Genomic DNA, 14,840 nt, shown 5'->3' with positions numbered 1-14,840 from the left:
CCACGTCGTTCGGGACACCACCCTAGGGCGCCGACGGCGCCACATTGTCTTACAATCTAGAGTGGACAAAAAGGATCTACCGACCGCTTTTCTGTTCATATCCGCGATCTTCTTGATCCCTGTCCAGCCTGACTGTTAGCTTGCCTCAGATTTTGTTTGACAATTTTGGGCAAGCGGGAGGGGCAATGGCGCACCCGGGGGACCTGACGGGCAGGCCGGAAACGACCGGAGCGACAGCCGGGCCTGGCACGGGGCGGGTGCTCACCGCCCTGTGCCTCGGCCTGATGCTGTCGATGCTGAACACCTCGATGATGCACATCATCACGCCGCAGATCGGCGCGGCGATGGGTGCTTCCTCGCTGAGCGGGCTCCAGTGGGTCGGCGACATCTACACCCTCGGCTACGCGGCCCTGCTGCTCCCCGGCGGCGCGCTGGGGAACCGGATCGGCCGCCGCGCCGCTTTCCTCGGCGGCGTGGCGGTTTTCGCGGTCGGGTCACTGCTGTGCGCGCTCGCGCCGGTGCTGGCCGTGCTGCTCGTCGCGCGGGTGATCCAGGCGATCGGCGTCGCCGTGATGCTCCCGCAGACGCTCTCGATCCTGGTGCACGAATACCCGGAACCGGCCGCGCGCGCCCGCGCCGTGGGCATCTGGGCCGGGGTGTCCAGCCTCGGCGTCGCGGCCGGGCCGGTGCTCGGCGGGGTGTTGATCGCGATCGCCGATTGGCGTGCGGCGTTCGTGCTTTCGCTCGTGCTCGCCCTTGCCGCACTCGTGCTGGGCTACCGCGGCGTACCCGGCACACGGCACGGGCGCCCCGAGCGGCCCGCGGCTTTCGACCTCCCCGGCACGGTGCTGAGCGCGGTGTGGCTGATCGCGCTCGCCTACGGGCTGATCGAGGTGAGCGACTACGGCTGGGGCTCGCCCCAGGTGATCGTCGCGCTCGTGGTGGCGGTACTCGGCGCGGTGCTGTTCTGCTTGCTGCAGGCCAGGATCGCGCGCCGCGGCGGGCGTCCGCTGATGCCGCTGCACCTGTGGCGCGTATGCGGGTTCTCTACCGCGAACGCCGCCGGGCTGGTCTACTTCCTCACCCAGACCGGGATCATCTTCTTCTACAACCTCTACCTCCAGACGTACCAGCACCGTTCGGCGCTGGTGGCCGGGCTGCTGTTCCTGCCGATGACCGTGTGCATGGCCGGGCTGGCGCCGGTCGCGGGACGGCTCGCCGCCCGGTTCGGCACCTACCCGGTGCTCACGTGGGGGCTGATCGTGTCCGGGATCGGGTGCCTGGCCCTGTTCCTGCTCCCCCACGGGGCCGCGCTGCCGCAACTGGAATGGCGGCTCGCGCTGTTCGGCGCCGGGGTCGCGCTGATGAGCTCGCCGATGAGCAACGCCGCCGTGTCCAGCGTTTCCGCCGACTTCAGCGGGACGGCCTCCGCGGTGCACAACACCAGCCGGAAGATCGGCAGCTCACTGGGTGTGGCGCTGCTCGGCGTACTGGTCCATTCGGCCGGATCCGGCGCGAGCGGTTTCCTGTCCGGGCTGAGCAACGCGATGCTGTTCTGCGCCGTGCTGTTGTTCGCGTGCGCGGCCGCGGTCTTCGTGTTCGCCGAACGGCCCGCGCGCAGCCATTGACCGCCATCGCCGGGCCCCTGACACTCGGATGTCATGGAAGCCCACACGTTCCAGCGCGTCTGGGACACCGCAGTCGTCGCTCACGGTGACGCGCCGTTCCTGGTGTTCCGCGCCGAATCCGGCGTCGTGACCGAGTGGACGTACGGCGAGTTCGACGCCGTCGTCGCGCGGGCCGCCGGCGCGCTCGCCGCACAGGGTGCGCGGGCGGGTTCGCCCGTGCACCTGGTGTTGCGCAACAGCCCGGCGTTCGTGGCGCTCTGGCTCGCCGCCGCGCGGCTGGGCGCGTGGATGGTCCCGGTCGATCCGGCGTCGTCCGCGCGGGACATCGCGAGCCAGGTCCAGCGGGTGCGGCCGGTCGTCGGCCTCTGCGCGGCCGCGCGCGCGAGCGCGTACCGCGAGGGCGCCGGGGACACGCCTGTCGTCGAACTTTCCGAGGACAGCAGCGATGTCGCGCCCGGCGGCCCGCTCTCCGGAGAGCCCGTCACCGCACCGGCTACGGTGCTGCCTTCGGACCGGCTGGCTGTCATGTTCACGTCGGGCACGACGTCGCAGCCCAAGGGAGTCGTGCTGACGCAGGCCAACTACGCCGACGTCGCCGAGCGCATGGCCGACGCGGCGGCGTTGGAACCCCGGCACCGCTGGCACGTCACGCTCCCGTTGTTCCACGCCAACGCCCAGTACTACTGCTTCGCGCCGGCGATCGCGGTCGGGGCGAGCGTCGCGCTCAGCGCCACTTTCAGCGCCTCCGGCTGGGTTCCGCACGCGCGCGAACTCGGCGTCACGCACGCCAGCCTGTTCGCCGCGCCGATCCGGATGATCCTCGCGCGCTGCTCCCCCGCCGAACCGCCGCTGCGGCTGGAACACGTGTGGTTCGCCCAAAGTCTCGGCGCCGGCCACTACAAGCAGTTCACGAAGCTCACCGGCGTCCGGCCGCGCCAGCTCTACGGCATGACCGAGACGGTGGCGATCGTGTGCCGCGACACCGGCGAACCGCCTACGCACAACGTGATCGGCGAGGCGATGCCCGGCCGCCGCATCCGGCTCGACGACCCCGCCACCGGCGAACCCGCGGCGCCCGGCGAGCCGGGGAACCTGCACGTGCTCGGCACCCCCGGGGTCGACCTGTTCTCCGGCTACCTCGACGACGAGGTCACCACCGCGCGCGCCTTCGAGCACACCGGCGACGGCACCTGGTTCGCCACCGGCGACCTCGTTTCCGCCGACGCGGAAGGCGTGCTGCGGTTCGTCGGCCGGGTCGACGACGTCATCAAGGTCTCCGGCGAGAACGTCAGCCTGACCGAGGTCGAGGCGGCCGTCGCCCAGGCACCGGGCGTGCTGGAAGCCGCCGTCGTCGCCCAGCCCGACCCGGTGCGCGACGTTGTCCCGGTCGCCTACGTCGTCGCCAGGGACGGCGCGAACCCGCCGGGCACCGGAGAACTGGCGGAATGGGCCGCGCGGAACCTCACGCCCGCCGCCCGGCCACGCGAATGGCACCTCATCGACGAGCTGCCGCGCACCAGCGTGGGCAAGGTGCGGCGGTTCAAGCTTTCGACCTGAGCGCGCCCGGCTCGGCCTAGCGGGGCGGCAGCACGCAGAACTCGTTGCCTTCGGGGTCGCGGAGGACGATCCACGGGTCGTCGTGCGGGTCTTCGACCAGTTCCGCGCCGAGGGCCGCGAGCCGTTCCACTTCTTCCCGCTGCCCGCCGGTGCCGGGCGCGAGGTCGAGGTGGAGCCGGTTCTTCACCGTTTTCGCCTCCGGGACCGGCTGGAACAGCAGAGAAGCCTGGCCCGGTGCCTTGAGTTCCACGTACGTGACGCCGTGACTGTCCTGCCAGCGTTCGGTTTCCGGGTAGCCCAGGGCCGCTTTCCAGAACTCCGCCAGGGTTTCCGGCTCGTGGCAGTCGACGGCCACGGCGATCACGCGCGCGCTCATCCTCCGACTGTCGCAGACCGCGTGACCGTTCGCAGCGCATCACGTCCGGCGGGGGCAGATGTAGATGTTTTCGGTGGCGCGCCAGGACCGGTCGCAGTCGTAGAGCTCGTCGACCCGCGCCTGCACGGCGTCCTGCTGGCCGGGCAGGTCGAACCAGTACTCGGCCACCATCAGGTAGTCCTCCGCGGTGTCCAAACAGGACACATTGTCGTGGTAGCTGGCGAAATCCGTGACGTAGGGCAGGAAGGCGGACCGCTGCAACCACACCGGGGACGGGTACCGGCAGTCCGTCGGGCTCGCCACGAGGTAGTTGATCTCGCCGGGCGCGAAGTACAGAACCGTGGCGCCCGAACCGATCCGGGCGCGCAGGGCATCGAAAGCGCCGCGCAGACCGGCCGAGTCCCGGAACTCCGAGACGTTGGTGTCCTCGGCGTGCGCCATCGTCACGCTGTACGCGGCCGACGGGAGGTTCGCCGCCCCGAAGGTCACCACCAGCGCCGCCATCGCCCCGGCGAGCCATCCCCGCGTCGTTGGGCGCAGGAAAGCCGCGGCAACGCCCAAAGCCGCGGCGAGTACGCACTCCCCCACGAGATGCGGAAGGTGCGAAGCCCGCCATTCCATCGACCGCGTCAGCCCGAACGCCGACACCAGCCCACCCGCGACCGCCGGGATCAGGACCGCCGCCGTCCGCTCCGGGGCCAGCGCGATCGCCGCCGCGCCGAGCCCGGCCGCGAACACCAGCAGCGCGACCCACTGGTACAGGTACCACTCGCCCTGCCCGATCACCGGCACCGTCGCCAGCACGACCGCCGCCGCCACCCCGCACACCAGCCACCGCGGCCGCGCCACGACGCGCGCCAGCACCACCGTCGCCGCCGGGATCACCAGGATCACCGGCGAAACGACGAGCACGTTCGCGGCCGACCCGACGAACCCGCGCCAGTCCATCCCGCCGAGCCCCAGCCGTAGCGGCGAGGTCGGCACCAGCGCGGACATGTCGTGCAGCCACTGCCATTCCAGCGGCAGGAAGAGCCAGGTTCCCAGCAGCCACACCGAAACGAGCCCCGCCGACCAGCCGGTCACGACATACGCGCGGCGGCGGTCCAGCAGCCACACCACGCCGCCGGCCATCAGGGCGTACGGCGCTGTCGTCAGTTTCGTGGCCACGCAAAGCAAAACCAGCAAGCCCGCGACCGGGCCGGCGACGGACAGGCGCTTGGGCGTCAACGCGGCGCCGATCGCCGCGGTCGCCCATAACGCGCCCGCCCAGTCAGGTTCGAGGAAAGTCCAGTTCGGGCACAACGCGAACGCGCACCACACGGCCACCGATACCAGCACCGGCAACCGGCCCGGCCGGTAGCGCCGCAGCCCCGCCCGCAACCCCACGCACACCGCCGTGACCCACAGCAGCGCCTCCACGCGGACGAGTGCCTCCGCGACCAGGCCCGACCGGTTTCCCGGGGTCACCAGCGACGGCCCCAGATCCAGCACCCACGCCACGAGCCGGTACGCGAGCGGCCGGTGCACGAAGGTGTCGAACACGGATCCCGGGCCCGCGCGCAGACCGCCGAACACGTAACGGATGTCGAAGTTCAGCCCCAGCCACGCCGAGCATCCCGCTGCCACCAACGCCAAGGGCACCAGCAGCAGCCACGATCTTCGTCTCCGTCTTCGGCGCGCGGCGGGCGCGTCCTTGATCAGCACAAGCAAGTATTACACAAGGTTCAGCACCGGAACCCCGCTTCCGGGGGAATGCGGACTGGCACGAATTCCGTTGGGCGGCAACGAAAAACGGGGGAACCGCGTGGAAAGTTCGCCGTCCGGCCGTGTTTGCCGCCCCCGTCGATGCGTTGGCCGCCCCCGCGCGCGTGTTTGCCGCCCCCGTCGATGCGTTGGCCGCCCCCGCGAGTGTGTTGGCTGCCGTGGACGATGTGGTGGCCCGGGCGGTCGCGGATGCGAGCCGGGAACAGCAGACACACGGACGGAAACGGCAAACATTCCGCCGGGAACCGCAAACACACCGACGGGAGCGGCCAACACGCGCGCGGGAGCGGCCAACATGGCGAGCGCGCGCGGGCCCACCGACCGGCGAGCGTCGCGCGGGCCCACCGACCGCCGGGCGGCGACCGGCGGTCACGGGACCGGGGAGAGTCCTTACGACTCCTCCGCCGCCGAGGTGCGCTCGACGGAAACCCCGCACCGTGCCTGGATTTCCGCCGCGTCGTCGGCCGGGAGGCCGTCGTCGGTGATGATGAGGTCCAGGTCGTCCAGGCCGAGGATCCGGTACCTGCCGAAGGTGCCGTACTTCGAGCTCGCGGCGACCAGCACGGGCGTGGTCGCGGCGGCGACGGCGGCCTTCTTGGGCTCCACCTTCGACTCCGCCGGGATGGTCACCCCGCGCCGCAGGTCCCACGAGCTGCTGGTCAGGAAGGCGATGTCCAGCGACAGCTCGCGCAGCGCCAGCGCCGGGATCCGGCCGACGGTCGAGGAGTTCCGCTTCTCGACCCGGCCGCCGAGCGTGATGATCTCGATCGCCGGGTGGTCCAGATACGACGAAGCGATCACGAGGTCGTTGGTCACCACCGTGAGATCGCCGAAATCCTGCAGGTACGGCCGCATCGCCTGCAGCGTGGTCCCGGCGTCGAGGTAGATGGTCATCGACTCGCGCACCAGGCCCGCCGCGTACCGGGCCATCGCGTCCTTCTGCCACACGTCCGCGGCGGCCTTCTCGGTGCGCGGCGGCTCCGTGGCCACCCGCGCCACGATCTTCGCGCCACCCTGCGTCGCCACGACCTTGCCCTGCCGCTCCAGCTCCGCGACGTCACGCCGGATCGTCATGTGGCTGACGCCGACGAGCTTCGCCAGCTGCCGGTAGCTGAGCACGGAATCCCGGCGCAGCTGCCCCAGGATCAGATCCCGCCGCTGCTCCGGGATCAGCGGCGGTGCCTCTGCCATCTCCGACCTCCTCGTCGCACAGTCTATCGAGCGGGCGTGTCCCAGCTGGTGCCGTTCCGCCGCGTCAGCTCCGCGATCGCGGCGGCGTCCAGCGTGCGCGGCGCCCTGCCGTCGGTGAGCAGGGCGATCCGGCAGGTCTCCTCGAGTTCGACGGCGGCGGTCAGCGCGTCGTCGAGGCCGGTGCCGCTGGTGACCTGCCCGTGGTTCGCGAGCAGCGCCGCGCGGAACGCCAGCGGGTGCCCGGCGATCAGCGTGCCGAGCTCAGGGTCGCCCGGCGCGCGGTACGGGATCAGCGGAGTCTGCCCGACGCGCATCACGAAGTACGGCGTGAGCGGCGGCAGCGCGCTCGCCTCGGACCACGGCGGCAGGCAGGCGACGGCGACCGCGTGCGGCGAATGGACGTGCACCGTGGCGGTATGCCCGGGATTCCGCTCGTACATCGCGAGGTGCACGGAGACCTCTTTGGACGGTCGCGGCCCGCCGAGCCGGCCCCCGTCCATCCCGACCTCGGCGACGTCCGCTTCGCTCAGCCTGCCCAGGTCCGCGCCCGTGCCGGTGATCAGCATCCGGTCCCCGTCGCGCACGCTGAGGTTCCCGCTCGTACCAGGGCTGATCCCGGCGGCGGCGAGCCGGCGCCCGGCCTCGACGAGCTGATCGATCACCGGAGCACCTCCCAGGCCGTGGCGAACATCCCTGGCTCGCCGAAGTTTCCCGATTTCAGGGCGAGTGCCACGCGATCCCCTTCCCCCGTAACACCTTCGGCCCAGCACACGCCCGGCGCGATCGGGCTTCCGATGCGCAGCGCGGCGATCCCGAGCCGCCCGACCACGGCGCCCGAAGTCTCGCCACCCGCGACGATGCACCGAGTGACTCCACGACGCACCGCCCCGGACACGATCGCGGCGAGCGCTTTTTCCGTCCGCGCGGCGGTTTCCGGGCCCGATCGCACATCGCCGGGCTCGCCGACCGAGTAGATCACCGGCGCGCTCGCGGGATCCTGCCGCTCGAACCAGTCCAAACTGGACTGAACGACTTCTTCCGGCCGTTCGGCGAGCCCGGGCACATCGAGCCGAAGCATCGGCTGCCCGTGCGCCGCCGCGTACGCGACCTGTTCCCTGGTGCGGGCGGATGCGCTGCCGCACACCACCAATCGCCTTCCCGCAGGCGCTTCCCAGGCCTGTGCCGGGTCGCTCCCTCCAGCAGGCGCACCCAGCGCGAGGCCCGCTCCGCCCGACACGAGCACGTCGCCCGCAGTGGCTTCGGCGATGGCCACGAGATCTTCGTCGGTGATCACGTCCAGTACGAGGTAACGCTCGGCGGCCGCGTCGATGGCCTCGCGCAGCTTCCCGGCGCGGACGACGTCGAGGTGGATCTCGCCGACGCTCTGGCGGGTCTGCGGCCGGAGGATCTCCGCGAGCCGGGACCGCGTCATCGGGGTGAGCGGGTGGTGGCGCATCGGCGAGTTCTCCAGCAGCTGGTCGCCGACGAAGAGCTGCCCCTGGTAGACCGTCCGCCCGTTGGCCGGGAACGCGGGCACGACCACGACGTGGCGCGCGCCGGTGCGGTCCACGAGCGCGTCGAGCACCGGGCCGATGTTGCCGCGGTCGGTGGAGTCGAACGTCGAGCAGTACTTGAACACGAACCGCTCGCAACCCAGCGCGCGCAGCCGGTCGAACGCCGCCAGCGACACAGCGACGGCCTCCTCGACCGGCGCCGTGCGCGTCTTCAACGCGGCCACGACGACGTCGGCGTCCGCCCCCGCCTCCCCCGCCGGATCGGTCAGCACGACCGGCCGGTAGCCGCGGGACGCGTACGCGGTCGCGATGTCGGTCGCGCCGGTGAAGTCGTCGGCGAGGACCCCGATCTCGGGCACTACTTCCTCCTGACCTGCGGCATGTGATGATATGTGAATATCTTATCTGAATTTGTACAGTCGATGTTACAGTGTGGGTACAGGACGAGCACAGCGAGGACCGATGGTGATCCAGCACGAAGCAACGAACCGCGGCGGCCCGATCAGGGTCGCCTTGACCGGGGCGCGCGGCGGCTACGGCCGCACGCTGCTGGCCCAGCTGAAATCCGTCGGTGACATGACCCCGGCCGTGCTCGTCGACCCCGATACCGAGGGCGTGCGCGCGATGCTCGCCGAGCTCGGCCTCCCCGGGATTCCCGTCGTGGCGGACGGATCCGCGGTCGATTGGTCCGAAGTGGACGTTCTCGTCGAGGCGACCGGCCGGGTCGGCGCCGGGGTCGGGTACGCCCGTGCCGCGATCGCCCACGGCTGCCACGTCGTGATGGTGAGCAAGGAGGTCGAGACGGTCGCCGGTGTCGCGCTGGCCGAGACCGCGGCCGCGGCGGGTGTCCGGTATCTGCCGGGTGACGGCGACCAGCCCGCGAACCTCGTCCGCCTCGTGTCGTGGGTCGAGCGGGTCGGGCTGGAGATCGTCGCGCTCGGGAAGTCCAGCGAGTACGACCTGGTCTTCGACCCCGCGGCCGGCACCGTGACCCAGCTCGACAGCACGATCGACGCCCCCGGCATGGCGGATCTGCTGCGGCTGGGCGAAAACCCGCGTGACACGCTGGCCGCGCGCGCCGAGCTCGTGGCGCCGCTGAAGCTTCGCGCCGCCGCTGACTACTGCGAAATGACCGTCGTTTCCCTGTACACCGGGGCGCCGGTGGACGCCGAGGAGATGCACTACCCCGTCGCCCGCCCGGCCGAACTCGCCGACATCTACGCCGAACGCGAGCACGGCGGCCTGATCGGGACGCCTCGCTCGCTCGACGTCTTCTCCGCGCTGCGACTGCCCGGCGAAGCGAGCTTCGCGGGCGGGGTGTTCGCCGTCGTCCGCACGGGCGACGCGGAGACCTGGCGGATGCTCGCGGGCAAGGGGCACGTGGTCAGCCGGGACGGCCGGTATGCCTGCGTGTTCTGGCCGTACCACCTGATGGGCGTGGAGACACCGTTGACGATCGCGGCTGCGGTGCACGGCTCCGAAGTCCCTGCTCCCGCAAGGCATTCAGTCCTCGCCGGACGCACCGCCCGCGCCTTCCGCGCCGGGGACGCGTTCGCCGTCGAGGGCCATCACCACGAGGTCGACGGGGTGGATCCCCTGGTGCGGCAAGCGAAACAGGACGACACCCTGCCCTTCTACCTGCTCGGTGGCGCCCGCCTGGTGCGCGAGGTCCCGGCCGGGCACGTGCTCGGCTTCGGCGACGTGACCGGCTACGACGAGACCGCCGCCGCGCTGTTCCGGGGTGAGGCCCGATGAGCGCGAACGAACTGCACCTGATCTTCGCCGCGGTCGCGATCGTCCTGGTCGTCGTCGCGATCGCGAAGTTCAAGATGAACCCGTTCCTGGCGCTGCTGCTGGGCGCGGTCCTGCTCGGCTTCGCCAGCGGGCTCGGGGTCGGCGGCACGGTCGACGCCTTCGAATCGGGTTTCGGGGACACGCTTTCCGATACCGCGCCGGTGATCGGGCTCGGCTCGTTGCTGGGCGCGATCATCACCGGCACCGGCGGCGCGAACCGGATCGCGGACGCCTTCGTGGGGAACCGGCCGGCGAAGTGGATCCCGATCAGTATCGCGGTGGCGGCGCTGATCATCGGGCTGCCGAACATCTTCGACGTCAGCTTCGTGATGCTGGTGCCGCTGGCTTACGCGCTCGCCCGGCGCACGGGCAGCCACCTGTTGTTCGTCGGGATGCCGCTGGCCGCCGGGATCTACACCGCGCACGGCCTGCTGCCGCCGCACCCCTCGCCCACCGCGGCGGTCAGCGCCTACCACGCCAGTTTCGGGTTGACGCTGGCGCTCGGCCTCATCGTGGCCGTGCCGACGATCCTGATCTGCGGCCCGCTGCTGACGAAGGTGGCCAGCCGCTGGTTCGGGCCGGCGCCGGACCTGAACGCGGGCCCGGCCGCGGGGGCCGAACAGAAGTCGGACCGGCAGCCGCCGCTGTGGCTGTCGCTGGGTGTCGTACTGCTGCCGCCGGTGCTGCTCGTGATCGGCGCGCTGGGAGTGGACAACACCGCCGACGGTTCCTTCGCGCACACCGTGTTCTCGTTCTGTGACGACCCGGTCGTCGCGCTGGTCCTGTCGGTCGTGGTGGCGCTGATCGGGCTCGGCAAGGCATCGGGCATGTCGATCGGCGCGGTGCAGGGCGTGGCCGGTTCGGGGCTGAAGACGGTCGGGCCGGTGCTGCTGATCGTCGGCGCCGGTGGTGGTCTCGCGGAGATGCTGTCCAAGACCGGCGTCAGCGACGTGATCGTGGACTTCGCGCAGGGGTGGCACATTCCGGCGCTGGTGCTGGCCTGGGTGATCGCCGCGCTGCTGCGAATCTGCCTCGGCTCGGCCACCGTCGCCACGGTCACCGCGGCCGGGATCGTCGCCCCGCTCGCGATGGCGAACCCCTCGATCTCGCCCGAACTGCTGGTGCTGGCGACGGCTTCCGGTTCGGTGATGCTCTCGCACGTCAACGACTCCGGGTTCTGGCTGTTCAAGGAGTACTTCCAGCTGTCGGTCAAGCAGACCTTCCGCACCTGGAGCCTGATGCTTTCGCTGCAGTCGGTGATCGGGCTCGCCGGGGTGCTGGTGCTGTCGATCTTCGTCTGACCCCCGGGGCGGCCGGTGGCGCCGACCTCTGGCCGAAGCTGCCCGTGTGACACCGGTCCGTCAGCGGTAGTGCGCGAAAAACCGCCGCGCGGCGCGGTGTACGGACTTCTCGTCGGCGCCGGTCACCAGCTCCCACAGCAACCCGCGGCAGGTGGCGACCCACAGGAGCGCCTCGTCCCGGGCGTGGGCTGGGGTGAAGCCCAGATCGCGGAGCACCGGGATGAGGACCTCGGCCCACGCCGCGCGTTCCTCGTCCGGGGTCGACACATCGTCCCGGAGCTGGAGCGCGAAACCGACGCGGTACAGCGGCCACATCTCCGGCGCGGCGAGGTGCTTCCACATCGCGTTCATCACCGCCCGCGGGTCCGGCGACCGGACGCGCAGCGCCGTCAAATGGTCCCGCTGCCGCTGCTCCCCGAGGCGGTGTACCTCGGCGAGCAGCCCGGCGGCCGACGAGAAGTGGTACAGCAGCAGGGAATGGCTCACGTCCAGCGCTGTCGCGAACGCCCGGAGGCTCTGGTCAGGGCTGCCGTCGGCGAGCAGGTGATCGAGCGCGGATCCGGCCAGCCGCCGCCGCGCCTGGGCACCCCGGGGACTCGTTGCCATGAAAAGACTCTACCGTCCTCCGTTGACCATGTGGTCTACTATCCCCAGTTAGACCAGATGGTCAACGGAGGACTCGTGCACTACACCACATCCTTCTCGCTCCCGGTCGCCGCCACCGCCGTCTGGGAGCTGCTGACCGACGTGCGGCAGTGGCCCGGCTGGACGCCCACGGTCGAATCCGTCCACGCCGCCGGCCCGATCACCGAGGCAGGGCAAAATGTCACGCTCAAGCAGCCCGGCCGCAACCCTGTGCGCTACACCGTCGACGTCTTCGAGCCGGGGCACAGGTTCCGCTGGGGCAGCGCCCGCGGCGGGGTGCGCCAGGCCGCCGACCACGTGATCACCCCGGAGGGCCCGCGGTCCTGCACCGTCCGGCTCAGTTTCACCATGACCGGGCCGGTCGGCGGCCTCCTCGGCAGACTCGGCGCCGGCAAGATCAAGAGCATGGTCGACGAGGAGGCCGCGGCACTGAGCCGCCGCTTAACGGGTGAAGGGCAGCACCAGCCGTGAAGGGTGTGTCGCGTCGCGGTAGATCTTGTGTGTGACGGGGCGCCCCACGGGCAGGTGGAAGGCGTCCGGCGGCAGCAGCGCGTTGTGCGCGTCCGCCAGCGGCTCGTCGTTCGACAGCTCCACCACCAGCCGGTGCCCCGGCCGGAAACTGGCGGCGAACGGATACACACGCAGCACGTACTCCTCGATCTTCCCCGGCTCCACCGGCACGGCACGCGTGTGCGGGTGGTACGGATTGCCTTCCGTGGTGCGCTCGTCCAGCTCCCGGTGCGAGGCCTTGAGGTAGCCGGTGGTAATGAGCTGCCGTTTGCCGTCCGGGGCGGAGTCCCACAGGCGCAGGATGAAGTTCGTGTCGTCCTGGTCGATCTCCGCGAACAGGTGCGCCGCGCCGGTGCCGGCCAGCTCCGTGGCTTCCTCGAACGGTTCCGTGCTCCAGCTGAGGATCTCGACCTTGTCGGTGACCGTCAGCGGCGCCTGGTAGAAGCCGTCCGGGGCGGCGTACTCCGCGCCCATCGGCTCCGGCTCGAACGACAGCTTGCGCCGCGGCCGGAGGTACAGCGACCGGTACTCCACTTCCTTGGGCGGCCAGTGATCCCCGGTCACCCGCTCACGGCTGCCCTCGACGAACACGCTCACCGCGGGCTCGTCCATGACCCCGTTGTCGATGCCCTTGAGCCAGTAGTCGTACCACCGGAACATCTTGTCGTGCTCTTCGACGAAGGGCCGCGACTGCATCGGCGGGTACGGGCCGATGTCCAGTTTCTTCGGCCCCCGCAGGGAATCGAACAGCTCGATCGTGCCGTCCATCGTCCAGCCGCGGCCCTGGTCGATCTGCAGCCACACCGGGATTTCGATGTTCGGCGCCAGCGTCACGGGGTTGCGCTCCTCGTACCACTCCCCGTCGACTTCGTTCGTGATGATGTCGAACCACGCCTCGTGGTGCTTCGGGTAGTGCAGCACGTGCACGAGGTTCGGCCACGCCGCGACATCAGGGTCCCGCAGGCGTTTCTCGACCCGCGCCTTGATCTCCTCGGGCGAGTAGGCCTCCAGCATCCGCGACTTGACCCGGTCGGTGAACGCCCAGCCCGAGTCCCCGCCACGCCCTTCGCGCGCCGCGCGCGGCATGAACCACATGATGCCGCCGTGGTACGTGGTCTCGTAGAAGTCGTAGTGCCCGCCGCTGACGAAGATCGCCTTGAGGTGCGGCGGGCGTTCGGCCGCGGCCAGCACCTGCATCGAGCCGTAGTAGGAGATGCCGATCATGCCGACGTTCCCGTCGCACCAGGGCTGCGCGGCGACCCACTCGATGAAGTCGTACGCGTCTTGCCCGAGCGAGACTCCCCCGGCGTTGTAGTTGCCGATGTGCTCGCCCTCGGACCCACCGGAACCACGCAGGTCACCGATGACGTGGACGTAGTCCTCCTCGACCACGCGCGCGATGTCGCCCGCTTCGATGCAGCCGTCCCACATCGGGCTTGGCCTCCGCTGCGGCGGCGTGGTCAGCGCAAGCGCTTGCAACTCCTTGCCGTACGGGCTCAGCGCCACGAGCGCGGGCCGCGGCTTGTCCTCGACGCCGCTGTAGCTGTCGGCGACGAGGGTGACGCCGTCGCGCATCGGCACCCGGAGATCCTTGCGGACGGCGATCTTCCGCCCGCCCGCGTCCAGTTCGAACTCAGTCATCTGTGCTCCTTGTCCGGTAGCCGTGCAGCGTCGTGAAGAACGGGGACGGCTCGAGCGTCGGATCGCCGGTGTAGCCGACCTCTTCGGCCACCGGGGCGAACGGCGAGTACGGGGAATCCGTGTCCTGCAAGCCGTTCTTGAGGCAACGCCGCGCGGCCTCGCTCACGCGTGCCTCGATTTCGAGGCTCTGCTCCAGCGCTTCCCTCGCCTGCTCATTGTCGAGCTCGACGCCGTACGCCACGCCATCCGCGCGCCGGTAGGGATGCCCGAGGTACAGGTGTTCCGGGCGGACTTCGTCCCGCAGATACCGCAGGCTTTCCCGATACGCCAACGGATCCTCGTACCCGGGGAAGCCGTTGGCTGCGCCGTGCACCTGCACCGCGTCGCCGGTGAACACGTGACCGTCCACGGCGTAGGCGACGGAACCCGCGGTGTGGCCGGGGATCGCGTGCACCGACACCGTGACATCCCCGCCGAGGGAAAGCTTTTCGCCACCCTTGACGAGCACGGTCGGCTCCAGCTCACCGGAGATGACGGCGTTCGCCGCGGCGGTCTGCTTCGCCTCACCCTCGGGGTCGTTCAGGTACTGCTGCCGCACGTCGAGGTAGTTCTCCACGTGCGCCCGGCGCGAGCGCAGCAGCGGCGCGTCGGCCTCGTGGATCACGACCTGCGCCCGCCTGCCGGTCAGCTCCCACAACGCGTGCGCGCCGCCGACGTGGTCGATGTGGCCGTGGGTCAGCAGGATCCAGCGCACGTCCTCGATCCGGCGCCCGATCGCTTCGAGCGCGGGCGCCATGCCTTCGGCGGGCGAGGACGCGATGCCGGTGTCCACAATGGCCGGTTCCGGGGCGTCGATGAAGAAGCTGTAGAGCCCGAACCGGCCCCACGGCGAGAACAGCGGATGAACGTCCACTTCGGT

General features: G+C 70.6%; 13 protein-coding genes. 5 read left to right on the top strand and 8 right to left on the bottom strand.

Annotated elements, in window-relative coordinates:
• Window positions 1–185: 185 nt before the first annotated feature.
• On the top strand, window positions 186–1,628 hold the full coding sequence (locus FPZ12_RS26400) for an MFS transporter (RefSeq protein WP_144748447.1): 1,443 nt from the start codon (window positions 186–188) through the stop codon (window positions 1,626–1,628).
• 33 nt (window positions 1,629–1,661) lie between these two features.
• On the top strand, window positions 1,662–3,185 hold the full coding sequence (locus FPZ12_RS26395) for a class I adenylate-forming enzyme family protein (protein ID WP_144748448.1): 1,524 nt from the start codon (window positions 1,662–1,664) through the stop codon (window positions 3,183–3,185).
• 16 nt (window positions 3,186–3,201) lie between these two features.
• On the opposite strand, the gene FPZ12_RS26390 is transcribed toward FPZ12_RS26395, so the two are convergent.
• The 5 genes from FPZ12_RS26390 to otnK all read right to left on the bottom strand — a co-directional run bounded on the left by FPZ12_RS26390 (window position 3,202) and on the right by otnK (window position 8,389).
• Window positions 3,202–3,561: a VOC family protein gene (locus tag FPZ12_RS26390; protein WP_144748449.1), complete on the bottom strand. Its 360-nt coding sequence runs from the start codon at window positions 3,559–3,561 to the stop codon at window positions 3,202–3,204.
• Window positions 3,562–3,600: 39 nt separating this feature from the next.
• Entirely contained in the window at window positions 3,601–5,265 is a 1,665-nt protein-coding gene (locus FPZ12_RS26385; RefSeq protein ID WP_144748450.1) for a hypothetical protein, read from the bottom strand.
• 450 nt (window positions 5,266–5,715) lie between these two features.
• Entirely contained in the window at window positions 5,716–6,516 is an 801-nt protein-coding gene (locus FPZ12_RS26380) for a DeoR/GlpR family DNA-binding transcription regulator (RefSeq protein WP_144748451.1), read from the bottom strand.
• A gap of 23 nt (window positions 6,517–6,539) precedes the next feature.
• Window positions 6,540–7,178: a class II aldolase/adducin family protein gene (locus FPZ12_RS26375; protein WP_144748452.1), complete on the bottom strand. Its 639-nt coding sequence runs from the start codon at window positions 7,176–7,178 to the stop codon at window positions 6,540–6,542.
• Entirely contained in the window at window positions 7,175–8,389 is a 1,215-nt protein-coding gene (gene otnK, locus FPZ12_RS26370; RefSeq protein WP_144748453.1) for a 3-oxo-tetronate kinase, read from the bottom strand. The genes FPZ12_RS26375 and otnK overlap by 4 nt, the downstream gene beginning before the upstream one ends.
• Window positions 8,390–8,492: 103 nt before the next feature.
• On the opposite strand from otnK, the gene FPZ12_RS26365 reads away from it, so the two are divergent.
• Window positions 8,493–9,785 (top strand): homoserine dehydrogenase, encoded by a 1,293-nt coding sequence (locus FPZ12_RS26365; RefSeq protein WP_144748454.1) that lies wholly within the window; start codon window positions 8,493–8,495, stop codon window positions 9,783–9,785.
• Complete coding sequence (locus FPZ12_RS26360; RefSeq protein WP_144748455.1) at window positions 9,782–11,125, top strand: GntP family permease; 1,344 nt, start codon at window positions 9,782–9,784, stop codon at window positions 11,123–11,125. Before FPZ12_RS26365 ends, FPZ12_RS26360 begins: the two co-directional genes overlap by 4 nt.
• 60 nt (window positions 11,126–11,185) lie before the next feature.
• On the opposite strand, the gene FPZ12_RS45710 is transcribed toward FPZ12_RS26360, so the two are convergent.
• Window positions 11,186–11,731, bottom strand: a complete 546-nt coding sequence (locus FPZ12_RS45710) for a TetR/AcrR family transcriptional regulator (protein WP_166462912.1) — start codon at window positions 11,729–11,731, stop codon at window positions 11,186–11,188.
• A gap of 75 nt (window positions 11,732–11,806) precedes the next feature.
• Here FPZ12_RS45710 and FPZ12_RS45705 point away from each other — a divergent pair, with 75 nt between their 5' ends.
• Window positions 11,807–12,241 carry an SRPBCC family protein gene (locus tag FPZ12_RS45705; protein ID WP_166462911.1) on the top strand — a complete coding sequence of 145 codons (435 nt, stop codon included), beginning with the start codon at window positions 11,807–11,809 and terminating at the stop codon, window positions 12,239–12,241.
• On the opposite strand, the gene FPZ12_RS26345 is transcribed toward FPZ12_RS45705, so the two are convergent.
• Entirely contained in the window at window positions 12,212–13,921 is a 1,710-nt protein-coding gene (locus FPZ12_RS26345; RefSeq protein ID WP_144748458.1) for a CocE/NonD family hydrolase, read from the bottom strand. The two genes, FPZ12_RS45705 and FPZ12_RS26345, sit on opposite strands and share 30 nt — an antisense overlap.
• Window positions 13,914–14,834, bottom strand: coding sequence for an MBL fold metallo-hydrolase (locus FPZ12_RS26340; protein WP_144748459.1), 921 nt, complete (start codon window positions 14,832–14,834; stop codon window positions 13,914–13,916). Before FPZ12_RS26340 ends, FPZ12_RS26345 begins: the two co-directional genes overlap by 8 nt.
• Window positions 14,835–14,840: the final 6 nt, after the last annotated feature.

Origin of the sequence: Amycolatopsis acidicola, from assembly GCF_007713735.2 — a bacterium.
Classification (GTDB): domain Bacteria; phylum Actinomycetota; class Actinomycetes; order Mycobacteriales; family Pseudonocardiaceae; genus Amycolatopsis_E; species Amycolatopsis_E acidicola.
This window is presented reverse-complemented; position numbering and strand designations above follow the sequence as displayed.

Coding starts and splice junctions, on each gene's coding strand:
- FPZ12_RS26400 (WP_144748447.1), top strand. CDS start 186: ATGGCGCACCCGGGGGACCTGACGGGCAGGCCGGAAACGACCGGAGCG.
- FPZ12_RS26395 (WP_144748448.1), top strand. CDS start 1,662: ATGGAAGCCCACACGTTCCAGCGCGTCTGGGACACCGCAGTCGTCGCT.
- FPZ12_RS26390 (WP_144748449.1), bottom strand. CDS start 3,561: ATGAGCGCGCGCGTGATCGCCGTGGCCGTCGACTGCCACGAGCCGGAA.
- FPZ12_RS26380 (WP_144748451.1), bottom strand. CDS start 6,516: ATGGCAGAGGCACCGCCGCTGATCCCGGAGCAGCGGCGGGATCTGATC.
- FPZ12_RS26365 (WP_144748454.1), top strand. CDS start 8,493: ATGGTGATCCAGCACGAAGCAACGAACCGCGGCGGCCCGATCAGGGTC.
- FPZ12_RS26360 (WP_144748455.1), top strand. CDS start 9,782: ATGAGCGCGAACGAACTGCACCTGATCTTCGCCGCGGTCGCGATCGTC.
- FPZ12_RS45710 (WP_166462912.1), bottom strand. CDS start 11,731: ATGGCAACGAGTCCCCGGGGTGCCCAGGCGCGGCGGCGGCTGGCCGGA.
- FPZ12_RS26345 (WP_144748458.1), bottom strand. CDS start 13,921: ATGACTGAGTTCGAACTGGACGCGGGCGGGCGGAAGATCGCCGTCCGC.